The sequence below is a fragment of the Saccharothrix violaceirubra genome (assembly GCF_014203755.1).
GTDB lineage: Bacteria > Actinomycetota > Actinomycetes > Mycobacteriales > Pseudonocardiaceae > Actinosynnema > Actinosynnema violaceirubrum.
Genome location: NZ_JACHJS010000001.1, coordinates 6,814,614 through 6,830,290, shown reverse-complemented (window position 1 = coordinate 6,830,290; position 15,677 = coordinate 6,814,614). Strand labels below are relative to the sequence as shown.

The 15,677-nt window shown below is 70.3% G+C and carries 13 protein-coding genes; 7 read left to right on the top strand and 6 right to left on the bottom strand.

The window, feature by feature from the left end; genetic code table 11:
* Positions 1 to 64: 64 nt before the first annotated feature.
* Positions 65 to 3,310 carry an AfsR/SARP family transcriptional regulator gene (locus tag F4559_RS31540; RefSeq protein WP_184674729.1) on the bottom strand — a complete coding sequence of 1,082 codons (3,246 nt, stop codon included), beginning with the start codon at positions 3,308 to 3,310 and terminating at the stop codon, positions 65 to 67.
* A 231-nt stretch (positions 3,311 to 3,541) separates the two neighbouring features.
* Between F4559_RS31540 and F4559_RS31535 the strand changes: the two genes are divergently transcribed.
* The 5 genes from F4559_RS31535 to F4559_RS31515 are packed head-to-tail and all read left to right on the top strand — an operon-like array spanning position 3,542 to position 9,349.
* Positions 3,542 to 5,227: an ABC transporter substrate-binding protein gene (locus F4559_RS31535; protein ID WP_184674728.1), complete on the top strand. Its 1,686-nt coding sequence runs from the start codon at positions 3,542 to 3,544 to the stop codon at positions 5,225 to 5,227.
* Positions 5,228 to 5,273: 46 nt separating this feature from the next.
* On the top strand, positions 5,274 to 6,281 hold the full coding sequence (locus tag F4559_RS31530) for an ABC transporter permease (protein ID WP_184674727.1): 1,008 nt from the start codon (positions 5,274 to 5,276) through the stop codon (positions 6,279 to 6,281).
* A gap of 6 nt (positions 6,282 to 6,287) precedes the next feature.
* Positions 6,288 to 7,226, top strand: a complete 939-nt coding sequence (locus F4559_RS31525; RefSeq protein WP_184674726.1) for an ABC transporter permease — start codon at positions 6,288 to 6,290, stop codon at positions 7,224 to 7,226.
* A 6-nt stretch (positions 7,227 to 7,232) separates the two neighbouring features.
* On the top strand, positions 7,233 to 8,228 hold the full coding sequence (locus F4559_RS31520) for an ABC transporter ATP-binding protein (protein ID WP_184674725.1): 996 nt from the start codon (positions 7,233 to 7,235) through the stop codon (positions 8,226 to 8,228).
* Between the two features lie 32 nt (positions 8,229 to 8,260).
* Positions 8,261 to 9,349, top strand: coding sequence for an ABC transporter ATP-binding protein (locus F4559_RS31515; protein ID WP_184676432.1), 1,089 nt, complete (start codon positions 8,261 to 8,263; stop codon positions 9,347 to 9,349).
* An 81-nt stretch (positions 9,350 to 9,430) separates the two neighbouring features.
* Here the strand turns inward: F4559_RS31515 and F4559_RS31510 are convergent, their stop codons facing one another.
* The gene (locus F4559_RS31510) at positions 9,431 to 9,988 is read right to left on the bottom strand and encodes a TIGR03086 family metal-binding protein (protein WP_184674724.1); all 558 of its coding nucleotides are present in this window, start codon (positions 9,986 to 9,988) and stop codon (positions 9,431 to 9,433) included.
* A 70-nt stretch (positions 9,989 to 10,058) separates the two neighbouring features.
* Between F4559_RS31510 and F4559_RS31505 the strand changes: the two genes are divergently transcribed.
* Positions 10,059 to 10,652 carry a TetR/AcrR family transcriptional regulator gene (locus F4559_RS31505; protein WP_184674723.1) on the top strand — a complete coding sequence of 198 codons (594 nt, stop codon included), beginning with the start codon at positions 10,059 to 10,061 and terminating at the stop codon, positions 10,650 to 10,652.
* Between the two features lie 78 nt (positions 10,653 to 10,730).
* On the opposite strand, the gene F4559_RS31500 is transcribed toward F4559_RS31505, so the two are convergent.
* Together F4559_RS31500 and leuA are read right to left on the bottom strand one after the other, a co-directional pair.
* Positions 10,731 to 11,312: a DedA family protein gene (locus F4559_RS31500; protein WP_184674722.1), complete on the bottom strand. Its 582-nt coding sequence runs from the start codon at positions 11,310 to 11,312 to the stop codon at positions 10,731 to 10,733.
* 121 nt (positions 11,313 to 11,433) lie between these two features.
* Positions 11,434 to 13,227, bottom strand: coding sequence for a 2-isopropylmalate synthase (gene leuA, locus F4559_RS31495; protein WP_184674721.1), 1,794 nt, complete (start codon positions 13,225 to 13,227; stop codon positions 11,434 to 11,436).
* Between the two features lie 228 nt (positions 13,228 to 13,455).
* Between leuA and F4559_RS31490 the strand changes: the two genes are divergently transcribed.
* A complete protein-coding gene (locus F4559_RS31490; protein ID WP_184674720.1) occupies positions 13,456 to 13,758 on the top strand; it encodes a hypothetical protein in 303 nt (100 codons plus the stop codon).
* 177 nt (positions 13,759 to 13,935) lie between these two features.
* On the opposite strand, the gene F4559_RS31485 is transcribed toward F4559_RS31490, so the two are convergent.
* Both F4559_RS31485 and F4559_RS31480 read right to left on the bottom strand, forming a co-directional pair.
* Positions 13,936 to 14,457, bottom strand: a complete 522-nt coding sequence (locus F4559_RS31485; protein ID WP_184676430.1) for a nitroreductase family protein — start codon at positions 14,455 to 14,457, stop codon at positions 13,936 to 13,938.
* The gene (locus F4559_RS31480; RefSeq protein WP_312865915.1) at positions 14,457 to 15,635 is read right to left on the bottom strand and encodes a hypothetical protein; all 1,179 of its coding nucleotides are present in this window, start codon (positions 15,633 to 15,635) and stop codon (positions 14,457 to 14,459) included. Before F4559_RS31480 ends, F4559_RS31485 begins: the two co-directional genes overlap by 1 nt.
* Between the last annotated feature and the right edge of the window lie 42 nt (positions 15,636 to 15,677).

The following is a 15,677-nucleotide window of genomic DNA, read 5'->3' as shown; positions in this document are numbered from 1 at the left end:
CACCACCCGGGGATCCAAGCCCCGAACGCACAACTCGCGGTGTCTGAACGCATAACTCGCGCGTTCAGGGGAGGGTGGCGGCCTCGGGAGCGCCGATCGACGTGAAGTAGTCCTTGGCCGTACGCCAGGAAGCCGCCGCCGAAGCGTGGTCCGACAACCGGACCTGCGCATCCCCCGACAGGTGCGCCGCCTTGGCCTCCACGTACCGCTGCCCCGTCGCACGGCTCAACTTCCACGCCCGCTTTCCGTACTCCAACGCCTGAGCCACCTCCCCCCGATCGAGCAGGATCCGCCCCAACAACGCCAACACGTCCGCTTCGGCCAACCGCAGCCGGTATTTCACCGCGCTGTCCAACGCCTGGTGCGCCGAGTACCTGGCCTCGTCCAACCGCCCCGCCGCCCGGTGCGTCCGGGCCAGTCCCTTGCGCGCCGTGCAGATCCCCCACGAGTACCCGGTCTCCTCGGCGATCCGCAACGCCTCGGTGTGCCGCGCCACCGACTCCTCGTGCCGCCCGGCCCCCAACAACGCCTCCCCCAAAGCGTTCTGCGAGTCGCAAACCCCCTTCAGGTTCTCGAACTCCTCGGCCATCCCCAACGCCCGCGCCGCGGACTCGATCGCCGCCTCGTAGTGCCCGCGCATCACGTACGTGTGCGCCAACCCCTCGTGCGGGATGTGCGCGAACCCCCGCGCCCCGGCCCGTTCGTACAGCCGGCCCGCCCGTTCGTACAGCTCGGCCGCTTTGGACGGCCGCCCCTGGAACAGGTGGACCTCGGCCAACGACCGCAGGCTGTCCGCCTGGGTGATCCACACCCCGAGCCGGTTGCCCACGTCCAGGGCACCCTCGAACGACGACACGGCCCGGTCGAGCTGTCCCAGTTGCAGGTACACGCCGCCGAGGTTGACCAGCGCGATCCCTTCCTGCTGCAACGCGCCGATGCCCCGCACGATCACCAGCGCGCGTTCGAGGTAGTCGGCCGCCTGTTCCAGTTCGCCCAGGTCGATGTACACGCCGCCGAGGTTGGCCAGGACCGCCGCCTCGGCCGCCGGTGCCGCTCCGGTCCGCCGCTGGATCGGGATGGCCCGCCGGAAGTGGTCGACCGCGACCCGGGTCTGCCCGATGCCCCAGTGCAGCGTGCCCAACGACGACAGCATGGCCACCTCGCCGACCGGGTCGCCGATCGCCTGCGCCACGGCCAGTCCCGACTTCGCGGTGGCCAGCCACTCGGCGGGCAGGCCCTGCGCGTAGAAGTACCGCCGCAACGCGTCCGCCAGTTGCCAGATGTCGCCGTGCGGTCGGGTTTCCGCGCCGTGTTCGACCGTCGCGACGAGCGTGGCGCGTTCGGCGTCCAACCAGGCCAACGCTTCCGCCGGGGTCGAGAACACGCGTGGTGTCACGCCCGCGACGACGTCGTTGCGCGGCAGGCGCATCAGGGTCGCCTTCATCGCGTCGGTCGCGTTGTCGACCGACCGGATCGACCAGTCGAGCAGCCGGTGGAACGCGGACGTGCCCTCGCCCGGACCGCCCTCGACGGCGAGCCGTTCGGCCGCGTAATCGCGCAGCAGGTCGTGGAACTGGTAGCGGCCGGGGGAGTGGTTGTCCACGAGGTTGGCCGTGGCGAGCCGGTCGAGCCGGCGGCGGGCGTCCTGTGTGGTCAGTCCGCCCAGTGCGGCGGCCACGTCCGGCGTGATGTCGCCGGGCGCCAGGCTCAGGAGCCGGAACAGTTGCGCCAGTTCGGGTTTCAGTGCCGTGTAGGACAGGTCGAACGCCGCGTGCACGGCCGCGCGCTCGTCGCCTTCGACGGCCAGCGCCGCCAGCCGGTTGCCCGCCCGCAGTTCATCCACATAGGACGCGATGGTGATCTCCGGTCGGCTCAGCAGGTTGGCCGCGGCGATCCGCAACGCCAGCGGCAGGTGCGCGCACAGCCGGGCCAGCTCGTCGGCGGCGTCGGCCTGCGCGGCCACGACGTCCTCGCCGAGCATCCCGGCCAGCAACGCGCGGGTCTCGTCCAGGTCGAGCACGTCCAGCCGGACGTTCGACGCCGCGTGGCTCACCGCCAGACCGCGCAGCGTGTCCCGGCTCGTCACCAGCACCGCGCACCCGGGCGAGCCGGGCAGCAACGGCCGGATCTGCTCGGCGTCGGCCGCGTTGTCCAGGACGAGCAGCACCCGCTGCCCGGTCAGCCGCGACCGGAACATCGCCTCCTGCTCGTCCTGGTCCAGCGGCACGAGTTCGGGCGCCACGCCCTGCGCGCGCAGGAACCGGGGCAGCACGTCGACCGCGCTCAACGGCTGCACCTGGGCGTAGCCGCGCAGGTTGACGTAGAGCTGGCCGTCGGGGAAGTACTGCCGCATCTTGTGCGCGGCGTGCACGGCCAGCGCGGTCTTCCCGACGCCGGGCGGCCCGGCGAGCGTCACCACCGGCACGCCCTGCGCGGTGCGCAACAAAGCTTCGATCAACGCCACGGCCTGCTCGCGGCCGACGAAGTCGCCGATGTCGGCGGGCAGTTGCGACGGCACGACCCGGTCCCGGCGTTCGGCGGTGCCGCTGCCGCCGAGGTCGAGCGCCGACGCGCCGTCGAGCACCTGCTGGTGCACGCGGCGCAGTTCGTCGCCGGGGTCGATGCCGAGCTGGTCGGCGAGCAGTCCGCTGACCCGCCGGTACGCGCCCAGCGCGTCGGCCTGCCGCCCGGACCGGTAGAGCGCGATCATGAGCTGCGACCAGAGCCGTTCGCGCAGCGGGTGATCGCTGGTCAGCCGCGAGAGTCTGGGCACGAGTCCGGCGTGCCGGCCCAGTTCCAGTTCGACTTCGACGAGCCGTTCCTCGACGTGCAGCCGTCGCTCACCCAGACGAGGGACTTCGTCGCGGTGCAGGACCTCGGACGGCACGTCGACCATCGCCGGTCCGCGCCACAGGTCCAGCGCCGCGCTGAAGATCGAGGACGCCGCGTCGAGCCGGCCCGCCGCGCGTTCGCGTTCGCCCTCCTCGACGAGCTGTTCGAAGCGCATCACGTCGATCGTGCGCTCGTCCACGTCGATGAGGTAGCCGTCGGGGACGGTGCGGATCGGGATCTCGGGACCGAGCACCTGCCGAAGTCTCATCACGTAGGTCTGGAGAGTGCCGCGCGCCCGTGCGGGTGGTTCGGCGCCCCAGATGTGCTCGGCGAGTTCGTCGACCGACACGCTCGACCCGGCGCGGATCAACAGCGATACCAGAAGCGAACGCTGGCGGCCTGCGCGGACGACGACTTGTTGACCGTTGACCAATACCTGGAGCGGGCCCAGGAAGCGGAACTCGGCCCGTGGCCCCATCGGCGACCCCTTCCGCCCCGAGTGCAGGTATTTCCGTTGTCCGTTGTACAGCGTAGGAGCGCGTTCGCATGATCCAGCGTGCTCACGTCGGGTGAGCGAACCTGCGCCGGACGTACCAGAATGATGATTCACGTGGCCGGATCGTGACCTGTGTTACGTCTGATGGGATGTGACGACCGGTTAGGGTCCGTGACCACACCGAGAGAGCCCGGATTTCCCAAGGGGTGTTTGATGGTTCATTCCCGAACGGCACGCCGCCGTTGGACGGCCGCGATCGGCCTCACCGGCGTTGCCGCGCTCGCACTGTCCGCCTGCGCTCAATCCGAGCGGGGAACCGACTCCTCCTCCGGGTCCGGCAAGACCGGCGGTACGTTCACCTTCGGCGCCGCCGGCGCACCCAAGCTGTTCGACCCGTTCTACGCCACCGACGGCGAGACGTTCCGCGTCGCGCGGCAGATGTTCGACGGGTTGACCACCTTCAAACCGGGCACAGCGGAGCCCGTCGGGCAGCTCGCCGAGAAGTGGTCCAGCAGCTCGGACGGCCTCACCTGGACGTTCAACCTGCGCAAGGGCGTGAAGTTCCACGACGGCACGGAGTTCAACGCCGCGGCCGTGTGCGCCAACTTCGAGCGCTGGTACAACCAGAAGGGCGCCGGCCAGTCCGACGCCGTGTCGCAGTACTACGGCGACAACTTCGGCGGCTTCTCCGACGGTGCCAAGCCGTCGCTGTACAAGTCCTGCTCCGCGAAGGACGCGGCCACGGCCGAGATCGTGCTCACCAGCTCGACCTCGAAGTTCCCCGACATCCTGGGGTTGCCGGCGTTCTCGATGCAGAGCCCCGACGCGCTGAAGAAGTACGACGCGGACAACGTGCAGGCCCAGGGCGAGAGCTTCGTGTTCCCGGCCTACGCCACCGAGCACCCGACCGGTAGCGGTCCGTTCAAGTTCTCGAAGTACGACAAGGCCAACGGCACCGTCGAGCTGGTCCGCAACGACGACTACTGGGGCGAGAAGGCCAAGGTCGACAAGCTGGTCTTCAAGATCATTCCGGACGAGACGGCGCGCAAGCAGGCGCTGCAGTCCGGCGACATCGACGGCTTCGACTTCCCGAACGCGGCGGACTGGGACAGCCTGAAGAAGGACGGCTTCAACGTCCAGATCCGGCCCGCGTTCAACGTGCTCTACCTGGGCATCAACCAGAAGAACAACCCGAAGCTGCGCGACCTCAAGGTCCGCCAGGCGCTGATCTACGGCATCAACCGCGAGCAGCTGGTCAAGTCGCAGCTGCCCGAGGGCGCCAAGGTCGCCACGCAGTTCATCCCGGAGACCGTCGGCGGCTACGCCAAGGACGTCACCGAGTACAAGTACGACGAGGCCAAGGCCAAGGCGCTGCTCGCCGAGGCGGGCGCGAGCGACCTGACGCTGAAGTTCTACTGGCCGTCCGAGGTCACCCGGCCGTACATGCCGAACCCGAAGGACATCTTCGGCGCGATCTCGGCGGACCTGCAGAAGCTCGGCATCAAGATCGAGGTCACCACGAAGCCGTGGAACGGCGGCTACCTGACCGACGTCGACCAGGGCGTCCCGGACCTGTTCCTGCTCGGCTGGACGGGTGACACCGGTAGCGCCGACAACTGGATCGGCACGTTCTTCGGCAACCCGGCCAACCGCTTCAACACCGGCGCGAACACGTGGGGCACCGACCTCGCGACCGCACTGAAGAAGGCCGACGCCGAGCCCGACCGCGACAAGCGGTTCAAGCTCTACGAGGACCTGAACAAGAAGATCATGACCGAGTACCTGCCGGCCATCCCGGTGTCCCACTCGCCGCCCGCCCTGGTCACGAAGTCCTCCGTCAAGGGGATCGTGCCCAGCCCGCTGACCGACGAGCGGTTCTACTCCGTCAGCGTCAGCTGACGGTCACTGGAACCACCCGACTGACTGACACACCACGGGGTTACCAGTGCTCCGCTATACGGTTCGACGGCTGATCCAGCTCGTCGTCGTGGTACTGGTGCTCTCGCTGCTCGTCTTCGCGTGGCTGCGCGCGCTCCCGGGAGGGCCGGTATCGGCCCTCCTGGGAGACCGCGGCACACCGGAGTCGCGGGCCGCGTTGAGCGCGCAGCTCGGCTTGGACCAGCCGATCTTCCTCCAGTACTTCAAATTCCTCGGCCGCGCCCTCACCGGGGACTTCGGCAACTCGACCACCGTCCAGCCGGGCGACACGGTGGTCGAGATCTTCCTCCAGAGATTCCCCGCCACCATCGAACTGAGCCTGTTCGCGATCGTGCTCGCGGTGCTCGCGGGCATCCCGCTGGGCTACCTCGCCGCACGTCGTCGCGGCGGTTGGTTCGACAACCTCAGCGTCGGCGGCTCCCTCGTCGGCGTCGCCGTCCCGGTCTTCTTCCTCGCCTACCTGCTCAAGTACATCTTCGCGACGGAACTCCAGTGGTTGCCGTCGCTGGGCCGGCAGGGCGACATCGAAGCGACCCGGGTCACCGGCTTCTTCGTCCTCGACGGCCTGCTCACGCAGGAGTGGGACGCCGCCTGGGACGCCTTCCTGCACCTGCTGCTGCCGGCGGTCGCGCTCGCCACCATCCCGTTCGCGGTGATCTTCCGGATCACCCGGGCCGCGGTGCTCGACGTGGTCAACGAGGACTACGTGCGCACGGCCGAGTCCAAGGGCCTGCTCGGCTCGGTGATCCGGCGCCGGCACGTCCTGCGCAACGCCATGCTGCCCGTCGTCACGACCATCGGCCTCCAGGTCGGCGCGCTGCTCGCGGGCGCCGTGCTGACCGAGAAGGTGTTCGCGTTCCAAGGCGTCGGCGAGGCGCTCGCCCTCGGCTTCGAACGGCGCGACTACCCGGTGCTCCAGATGTTCATCATGGTCGCGGCGGTCATCTACGTGTTGGTCAACCTGCTGGTCGACCTCTCGTACGCGCTCATCGACCCGCGGATCAGGGCGAGGTAGCCGGACATGGTCACTCCCACCGGCAAGAAGGAGCGGATCGACGCTCTCGCCGAGTCGACCGCCAAGGGCGACTCCGGCGTCAGCCTCGCCGCCAGCGCCTGGAAGCGGCTGCGGCGCAGCCCGGTCTTCCTGGTCGGCCTGGTCATCATCGGGCTGTTCCTGGTCACGGCCGCGATCGCGCCCTTCATCGCACCCCACGACCCGGCCGCGCGCGACCTGATCGACCAGGTCGTCAAGGCGCGCAACGAGATCCCGCCCGCCCAGCCCGGCCACCCGCTGGGCGGCGACCTGGTCGGCCGGGACTTCCTGTCCCGCCTGCTGGTCGGCTCGCAGCAGACGCTGCTGGTCGGCGTGTTCGCCACGCTGATCGGCCTGGCGGGCGGGCTGATCCTGGGCACGCTCGCGGGCGCGTTCGGCGGCATCGTCGACTCGATCGTCATGCGCGTCGTCGACGTCATGCTGTCGATCCCGCAGCTGCTGCTCGCGTTCGGCATCGGCGCGCTGTTCGCCAAGCCGAACCTGTTCACCGTGATCCTCGCGGTGTCGATCGTGCAGATCCCGGTGTTCGCCCGGCTGCTGCGCGGGTCGATGCTCGCCCAGCGCGGCAGCGACCACGTGCTCGCGGCCACCGCGTTGGGCGTGAAGCCCGGCCCGATCGTGTTCCGGCACATGCTGCCGAACTCGCTGGGCCCGGTGATCGTGCAGTCGACGCTCGTGCTGGCCACGTCGATCATCGACGCGGCGGCGCTGTCGTTCCTGGGCCTGGGCAACCCCGACGACACGGTCCCCGAGTGGGGCCAGATGCTCGGCAACGCCCAGACCGTGATCGACAGCCATCCCCACCTGGCGTTCTGGCCGGCCGGCTGCATCATCGTGATCGCCCTCGGGTTCACGCTGGTCGGCGAGTCGCTGCGGGACGCCCTCGACCCGAAGAACAGGCGGTGATCAGCCGTGGCACTGCTGGAAGTCCGTGACCTCACCGTCGTGTTCGAGCGCAAGGGCGAACAGCCCTTCACCGCGGTCGACCGCGTGAGCTTCGACGTCGAACCCGGGCAGACCGTCGGCCTGGTCGGCGAGTCCGGGTGCGGCAAGTCCGTGACGTCGTTGGCGATCATGGGGCTGCTGCCCAAGCGGGGCGCGAAGGTCTCCGGGTCCGTGTCGTATGAGGGCACGAACCTGCTGTCGCTGTCCGACAAGGAGATGCGCGACCGGCGCGGCCGCGACCTGGGCATGGTGTTCCAGGACCCGCTGTCGTCGCTGAACCCGGTCATCCCGATCGGGCTCCAGGTGACCGAGGTGCTGGAGCGGCACCGGGACATGGCGCGCAAGAAGGCCATGGTCGAGGCCGCCGACCTGCTGGACAAGGTCGGCATCCCGGACCCGGAGCGGCGGCTCACCGAGTACCCGCACCAGCTCTCCGGCGGCATGCGGCAACGCGCGCTCATCGCGATCGCGCTCGCCTGCCGGCCCCGGCTGCTGATCGCGGACGAGCCGACCACCGCGCTCGACGTCACCATCCAGGCGCAGATCCTGGCGCTGCTCAAGGAACTCGTGCGCGACCTGGGCACGGCGCTCGTGATGATCACGCACGACCTGGGCGTGGTCGCGGGCCTGTGCGACGAGGTCAACGTGCTCTACGGCGGTCGTGTCGTCGAGAAGGCGCAGCGGCACGAGCTGTTCGCGCAGCCGAGGCACCCCTACACGCACGGCCTGCTCGCCTCGATCCCGCGCCTGGACGCGCCGCGCGGCGAGAAGCTCGTGCCGATCAAGGGGTCCGTGGCGGACAACATCCCGTGGACCGACGGGTGCGCGTTCGCTCCCCGGTGCCCCAACGCGCTGGACGTGTGCCGTGAGACGACCCCGGTCCAGGAGGACCTGGGCGGCGGTCGGCTGCTGCGCTGCCACAACCCCGTCCAGCCCGCGTCGACCGAGGAGGTGTCGGTGTGACCGCGGCAGAACAGTCCACTGTGGACGATCTGATGACGGTGCGGGGCCTCAAGGTGCACTTCCCGATCAAGCGGGGCGTGTTCCTGGATCGCACGGTCGGGTACGTGTACGCGGTCGACGGCGTCGACCTGAGCATCCGGCGCGGCGAGACGTACGGCCTGGTCGGCGAGTCCGGGTGCGGCAAGTCCACGCTCGGCCGCGCGATCCTGCGGCTCACCGAGCCGACCGGCGGCGAGGTCGTGTTCGACGGCACGGACCTGTCGTCGTTGCGCGGCGAGCCGCTGCGCACGATGCGACGACGGCTCCAGATGGTGTTCCAGGACCCGATGTCGTCGCTGGACCCGCGCCAGTCCGTGGAGTCGATCCTGGTCGAGGGCCTGCGTGCGCACGGTCTCGACAAGGGCCGCGAGTCCACGGCCAAGCGGCTGCGCGAGCTGCTCGCGGCCGTCGGCCTGCCGACGACCTCGCTGCGGAAGTACCCGCACGAGTTCTCCGGCGGTCAGCGGCAGCGCATCGGCATCGCCCGCGCGTTGGCCGTGGAGCCCGACCTGATCATCGCGGACGAGCCGGTCTCGGCGTTGGACGTGTCCGTGCAGGCCCAGGTCGTGAACCTGCTGGAGGACCTCCAGGAGCAGTTCGGCCTGACCTACCTGGTGATCGCGCACGACCTGGCCGTGGTGCGGCACATCTCCGACCGGGTCGGCGTGATGTACCTGGGCGGGCTGGTCGAGGAGGCCACGTCCGACGGCCTCTACGCCGAGCCGTTGCACCCGTACACGCGGGCGCTGCTGTCCGCGATCCCGGTGCCCGACCCCGAGGTCGAGGACCGGCGGGAGCGGATCCTGCTCACCGGCGACCTGCCCTCGCCCGCCAACCCGCCGTCCGGCTGCCGGTTCCACACCCGGTGCCCGTGGCGGCAGGCGACGAAGTGCGACACCGAACGCCCGGTGCTGCGCGAGGTGCTGCCCGGCCACCGGGTGGCGTGCCACTGGGCCGAGGGCATCCGGTCGGGCGAGATCCGGCCGCACGAGGTCGAGCCGGTGCTCGTGGAGGAGGACGGGCTCTCGCCCGACCTGCCCCTCGTTGGTCCGGCTTCGGTGACCGAGGCGCTCAACCCGTGACGACGCGGCGGGCGCCCACCCCCAGGAGGGCGCCCGCCGCTCGTACCGGACGGTCGTCGTGACGGGCACCGTCGGTTCCGTTCAGGACGGGTCGCGCCCGAGCAGTCCGACCAGCCGGTCCGTCAGCGGTGCCGTGTCCAGGACCGGCACGGGGTGCGCGAAGAACGCGCCCGGCCCGCGCACCTCCGGCGTGTACGGGTACTTCAACGCCATCCGGTAGGCCGGTCCGGCGAGGTCCTCGTCCAGGGTGGCGTCGACGCCGAGCGCACGGCGCAGGTCCCACGAGTGCACCAGGTTGTCGACGAAGTGCGCGGCGACCAGGCGGTTGCCGGGCATGGCGGTCAGGCCGGGGAAGTCGGCCTCCCGGTCGAGCATGCCGGCCGCGCCGAACGCGTCGGCGACCTCGGCCGCGGCCCGGTGGAACTCGGCGACCAGGTCGTCCTCGTCGAACGGGCGCGGTGTCGTGCGGTGCGCGCCCGCGACGAAGTCCAAAGAGGACTCGACCTGGTGGCGGAGCAGGTCGCGGACCGTCCACCCGGCACAGGGCGTGGTGCGGTCGAAGTCATCGGGTGCGAGGTTGTCGTAGAGCGCCAGGTTGATCTCCACCGCGGCGCGGTCGAGTGCGAGCAGGTCCACCATGTGCGTCCTCCTAACTATACGAACGATCGTACAGTTAGTTTGGGGGTGGTCAACCGGTTAGCGTGAGGACGTGAAGGTGGACGGACGGTTGGAGCGCGGCGGGCAGACCCGTCGGCAGATCCTGCGGCGCGCGGTGGACATCGCGTCCGTCGAGGGCCTGGAGGGCCTGTCGATCGGGCGGCTCTCCACCGAGCTGGAGATCAGCAAGAGCGGCGTGTTCGCCCACTTCGGCTCGAAGGAGGAACTCCAGCTCGCGACCGTGAAGGCCGCCGCCGCGATCTTCGTCGGGCAGGTGGTCGAGCCAGCCCTGGCGTTGCCCGAGGGCCTGGTCCGCCTGACCGCGCTGCTGGACGGCTGGATCGCCTACTCCGAGGGCCGCACGTTCCCCGGCGGCTGCTTCTTCTACGCCGTGCAGGCCGAGTTCGACGCCCGCCCCGGCCGCGTGCGCGACGCGATCGCCGACTACGACCGCCGCTGGCACGACCTCGTGACCAGGACCGCCGCCGCCGTCACCGACGACCCGGCCCAACTCGCCTTCGAACTCGTCGCCTACCTCGAACTGGCCAACCTCCGCTCAGTCCTGCACGACGACCCCACCGCCTACACCCGCGCCCGCATCGCCATCACCCGCACCCTCCGCGAGTCCTCCACTCGGACACCCTGAAGGCACCAAACCCCGCGAGTCATGCGTTCAGGCACCGCGAGTTGTGCGTTCGGACACCGCGAATTGTGCGTTCGGGTCTCACCCGTTCGAAGGTGCCTGAGCGCGTAGTTCGGGGTGCTTGAGCGGAGGGCTCGCGCGTTTGCGGATGAGAAGGCTCACGGGGATGCCGAGCAGGGTGGCGACGGCGAACGACACCACGATCGCGGTCAGCGTGTCCGGCACGAGGTGCCCGCCGAAGTAACCCAGCAACGCCGTGTACGCGCTCCACAACGTCGCACCCACCAGCGCCACGGGCGCGAACCGCCGCCGCGGCAGCCGCAACGACCCGGCCAGCAACGCCCCGATCAACCCGCCGCCCGGCACGAACCGGGCCGCGACCAGGATCGGCTCCCCCCGCGTGGCCAGCCGCCCGGCCGTCCACTCCACCACCGCACGCGGCCCCGTCCGCCGGCTGAACCGGCGCAACGCCCGCATGCCCGCGCCGCGCCCCACCGCGAAGTTCACGAGGTCCGACAGGAAGCACCCGACCGATGCCACCGCGATCACCGCGGCCAACGGCACCTCACCGGACGCCGCCAGCACGCCACAAGCGATCAGCACGGCCTCGGTCGGCGCCAACGGCACCACGGAGACCACGAACAGCACCACGAGGGTGGTCATGATCCGGGAACGCTACGCGACCGCCGAACGTCCCCCGACCTGGGCGTCCTTCAGGGAACTGCCGGCGAACACCGGGCGAACGCCGAGGGTCGGCGGACACCGCCGACCCCCGGGCGGGTTCCTACCGGTGCGCCCGGTTCAACGCCGAGACCACGGCGCGCAACGCCGCCGACGTCGTCGACTGGTCGATTCCCACGCCCCACAGCACGCGGTCGCCCACGGCGCATTCCAGGTACGCGGCGGCGCTCGCGTCGTCACCGGCCGACAGCGCGTGCTCGGAGTAGTCCAGCACCCGCACGTCGTACCCGACCGTGGCCAACGCGTCGACGAACGCCGCGATCGGACCGTTGCCCGTGCCGACGATCTCCTGCTCGTCGCCGTCCACGATCACCAGCGCCTTGATCCGCTCGTGCCCGGTGCCGTCGGAAGTGACCTTCTGCCGCACCAGCTTCAGCGGCACGACCCCGTCCAGGTACTCGCCGGCGAACGAGTCCCACATGTCCTTCGGGCCGATCTCGCCGCCCTGCGTGTCGGTGACCTCCTGGATCACCCGCGAGAACTCCACCTGCAACCGGCGCGGCAGGTCCAGATGGTGCTCGGTCTTCATCAGGTACGCCACGCCGCCCTTGCCGGACTGCGAGTTGACCCGGATGACGGCCTCGTAGTTGCGGCCGACGTCCTTGGGGTCGATCGGCAGGTACGGCACCTCCCACGGGTGCGCGTCCACGTGCCGCCCGGCCTCCTTGGCGTCGTGCTCCAACGCCTCCAGGCCCTTCTTGATCGCGTCCTGGTGCGAGCCGGAGAACGCGGTGAAGACCAGGTCGCCGCCGTACGGGTGGCGTTCGTGCACGGGCAGCTGGTTGCAGTACTCGACCGTGCGCCGGATCTCGTCGATGTCGGAGAAGTCGATCTGCGGGTCGATGCCCTGGCCGAACATGTTCATGCCCAGCGTGACCAGGCAGACGTTGCCGGTGCGCTCGCCGTTGCCGAACAGGCAGCCCTCGATCCGGTCGGCGCCGGCCAGGTAGCCCAGCTCGGCCGCCGCGACGCCGGTGCCCCGGTCGTTGTGCGGGTGCAGCGACAGGATGATCGACTCACGCCGCTTCAGGTTGCGCGACATCCACTCGATCGAGTCGGCGTACACGTTGGGCGTGGCCATCTCGACGGTCGCCGGCAGGTTGATGATCAGCGGCAGGTCGGGCGTCGGCGCGATGATCTCGGACACCGCGTCGCACACCTCCAGCGCGTACGACAGCTCGGTGCCGGTGTAGGACTCGGGGGAGTACTCGTACCGGAACTCGGTCTCCGGGTACTTCTTCGCCTCTTCCAGCGCGAACCGCGCCGCGTCCGTGGCGATCTTCTTGATGCCGTCGCGGTCGGACCGGAACACGACGCGGCGCTGGAGGATCGACGTCGAGTTGTAGAAGTGGACGATCGCCTTGGACGCGCCGCGCAACGACTCGAACGTGCGGGAGATCAGCTCGGCGCGGCACTGGGTCAGCACCTGGATCGTCACGTCGTCGGGGATCGCGCCGTCCTCGATGATCTCGCGGACGAAGTCGAAGTCCGTCTGCGACGCGGCCGGGAAGCCGACCTCGATCTCCTTGTAGCCCATGCGCACCAGCAGGTCGAACATCTTGCGCTTGCGGGCGGGCGACATGGGGTCGATCAGCGCCTGGTTGCCGTCGCGCAGGTCGACCGCGCACCACAGCGGTGCCTGCGTGATCCGCTTGGTCGGCCACGTGCGGTCGGGTACGTCGACGGTCTCGACCAGCTCGTGGAACGGGCGGTACCGGTGCACCGGCATGGACGTGCCGAGCTGCCGGTTCCACGCGGGCTGGTCGCCGGGCGCGGGACGGGCGGGCTTGCGGATGCGGCTGATCCCGGTGCTGTACGCGTCGGGGCTGGTGGTCATGGTGAGTGCTCCTGCGGCCGTGTCGGTGAAGGACGACCGGCGCGCAACGCCGAAACCCGCGACGGGGGGCCGGTCTGGTCAGACCCCGTCACGGCGGCGAAGCAGGAGGGCGCGTGCCACGTTCGACAGGGTAACCAGACGCGGCGGCAAAGCTGGAATCGAGCGTCCAGATGGTGGAACTCGACCGGATCGAGTTTCACTCGATCGAGTGGTGGGCACCCTTACCCCATGTCCAGATGGCGTTCCACCCGCACCGGGAGCGGCACCTTCACCGCCGCCCGGATCATCAGCGGCATCGGCGCGGTCTTCGCGCTCATCGAGGTGCTCTACATCTTGATGATCCTGTTCGGGGCGAACCAGGGCAACGCGTTCTTCAGGTTCGTCCAGAGCCTGGCCGAACCCCTTGCCCTGTTCTTCCCGGGCCTGTTCGACCTCGGCAACTACAACCTCGGCGTACTGCTCAACTACGGCCTGGCGGCCGTGTTCTGGCTGGTCCTGACCGGGTTCATCGCCCGGCTCGTGACCAGGTAACCCCTCGAGGCCGGGCGCCCGCGGCGGACGACGGAGTCCACCGCGGCGGCGCCCGAGGCCGGCCCGCACCTCCACGCGGACTCCCCGGTGGCACCCGGGCGTCGGTTCCCCCCTCCGGCGCCGGGTACCGCGACGCACGACCTCCCCCGCGGCGGAGTGCGGGCCGGCCCCACACCCTCAGAACGCCGGCGTGCCCCACTCGCCGAACACGGTCCCGCTCAACGGCAGGCGCACCCGCTCACGTCCCTCCGGCGCACCCGGCCGGCCCACCGCCACCACGACCACGGGCCGCACCTCCGGCGGCAACCCGAACGCCGCGACCAGCGCGTCCGCGTCGAACCCACCCATCTGGTGCGTGACCAACCCCAGGTCCACGGCCTGCAGCGCCAGGTTCTCCACGGCCAGCCCCAACCCGTACTCGGCGTTGGGCAGCGGCCCCTTCTCGTTCACCGTCATCACCAGCCCGGCGAACAGCACGGGCGCGGCGGACGCCCACGCCCGGTTCTTCGGCCGCAACACGGCGAGCAGCCGCTCGTGCACGGCGTCGCCCGAGTACCCGAGCAGGAACCGCGCCGGCTGGCTGTTCCCGTGCGAGGGCGCCCAACGCGCCGCCTCGAACAGCACCCGCATCGACTCGACGTCGACCGGCGCGTCCGCGAACGTGCGCGGGCTCGTCCGCCCCGAGATCAACGGGTGCATCAGATCGCGTACTGCCACGCCGTGATCGCGTACGCGCCGAACCACGTACCGAACACCGCGACTCCCGACAACACCGCCACCACCGTCCCCGTCCGCCGGCCGGCCAGCCACACCGCCACCGGTACCAGCAGCGTGAACGCCGGCAGCAACAACCGCGCCTTGGAGTTCATCAGCCCGTTCGACCCGAGGTCCATCGCCAGCACGCCGACGCCGTAGACGACCAGCGGCCACTCCACCCGCCGGCGCAGGCACACCACGACCAGGACCAGCGCGCCGACCAGGAACCACACGGTCGCCAGCTCCAGCACCGACCGCGGCTCGCCCAGGATCAGTTTCGCGAACCGCCAAGTCGCCGCGCCGCCGTCGAAGCGCGAGTCCCACCCGCGCTGCTGGAGGGCGAACCACCCGTCCCAGCGGCCGGTGCGCACGGCCACGTACCCCAGGTAGCCCACGAGCCCGAGCGGCGCGATCGCGGCGCCCACCCACGGCCGCCACCCCTCCCGCCGCCTGATCGCGAGCAGCGCGGCCAGGCACACCGCGAGCACCAGCGCCGCCGCCGTCGGCCGGACCAGACCCGCCGACGCGCAGCACACGCCCGCGAGCAGCCAACGCCGTTCGACCACGCCCACCAACGCCCACGCGGCGTACGCGCAGAACAACGCCTCGGAGTACGTCATCGACAGCACGATCGCCATCGGCGACGCGGCGAACAGGACGACCAGCACCAGCCCGACCCGGCGCGACCCGCCGGACACCGCCCGACCCAGCCGTTCCAACCCGTACGCGCAGCACACACCCGCCACGAAGCTCACCGTGAACCCCGCGCCGACCGAACCCACGCCCGGCAACGCGTCCACCCAGCCCACCAGCGTCGGGTAACCGGGGAAGAACGCCAGCGCAGTGGACGGGTCACGCCGCCCGAAGGCGTCGACCAGCCATGGCGGCACGTTGCCGTAGCCGCGCTCGGCGATGCCCAGGAACCACTGCCCGTCCCACGAGGTCAGGGCCTTGGTCACGTCCTTGTCCCAGCGTGCGGCCATGGCCTGCACGACGAGCAGCCCCAGTTCGCGGACCAGCAGGTAGAGCAGGGCCGGCGCGAGCAGCACGGCCGCCCGGTGGCCCGTCAACCAGGTGAACCCGGCGCGCACGTCCGACGGGACGGCCTTGAGCGTCGACACCTCCCCGAGGGTAGTGGGCGTCACGGTGGGGGTGGTCCGCTC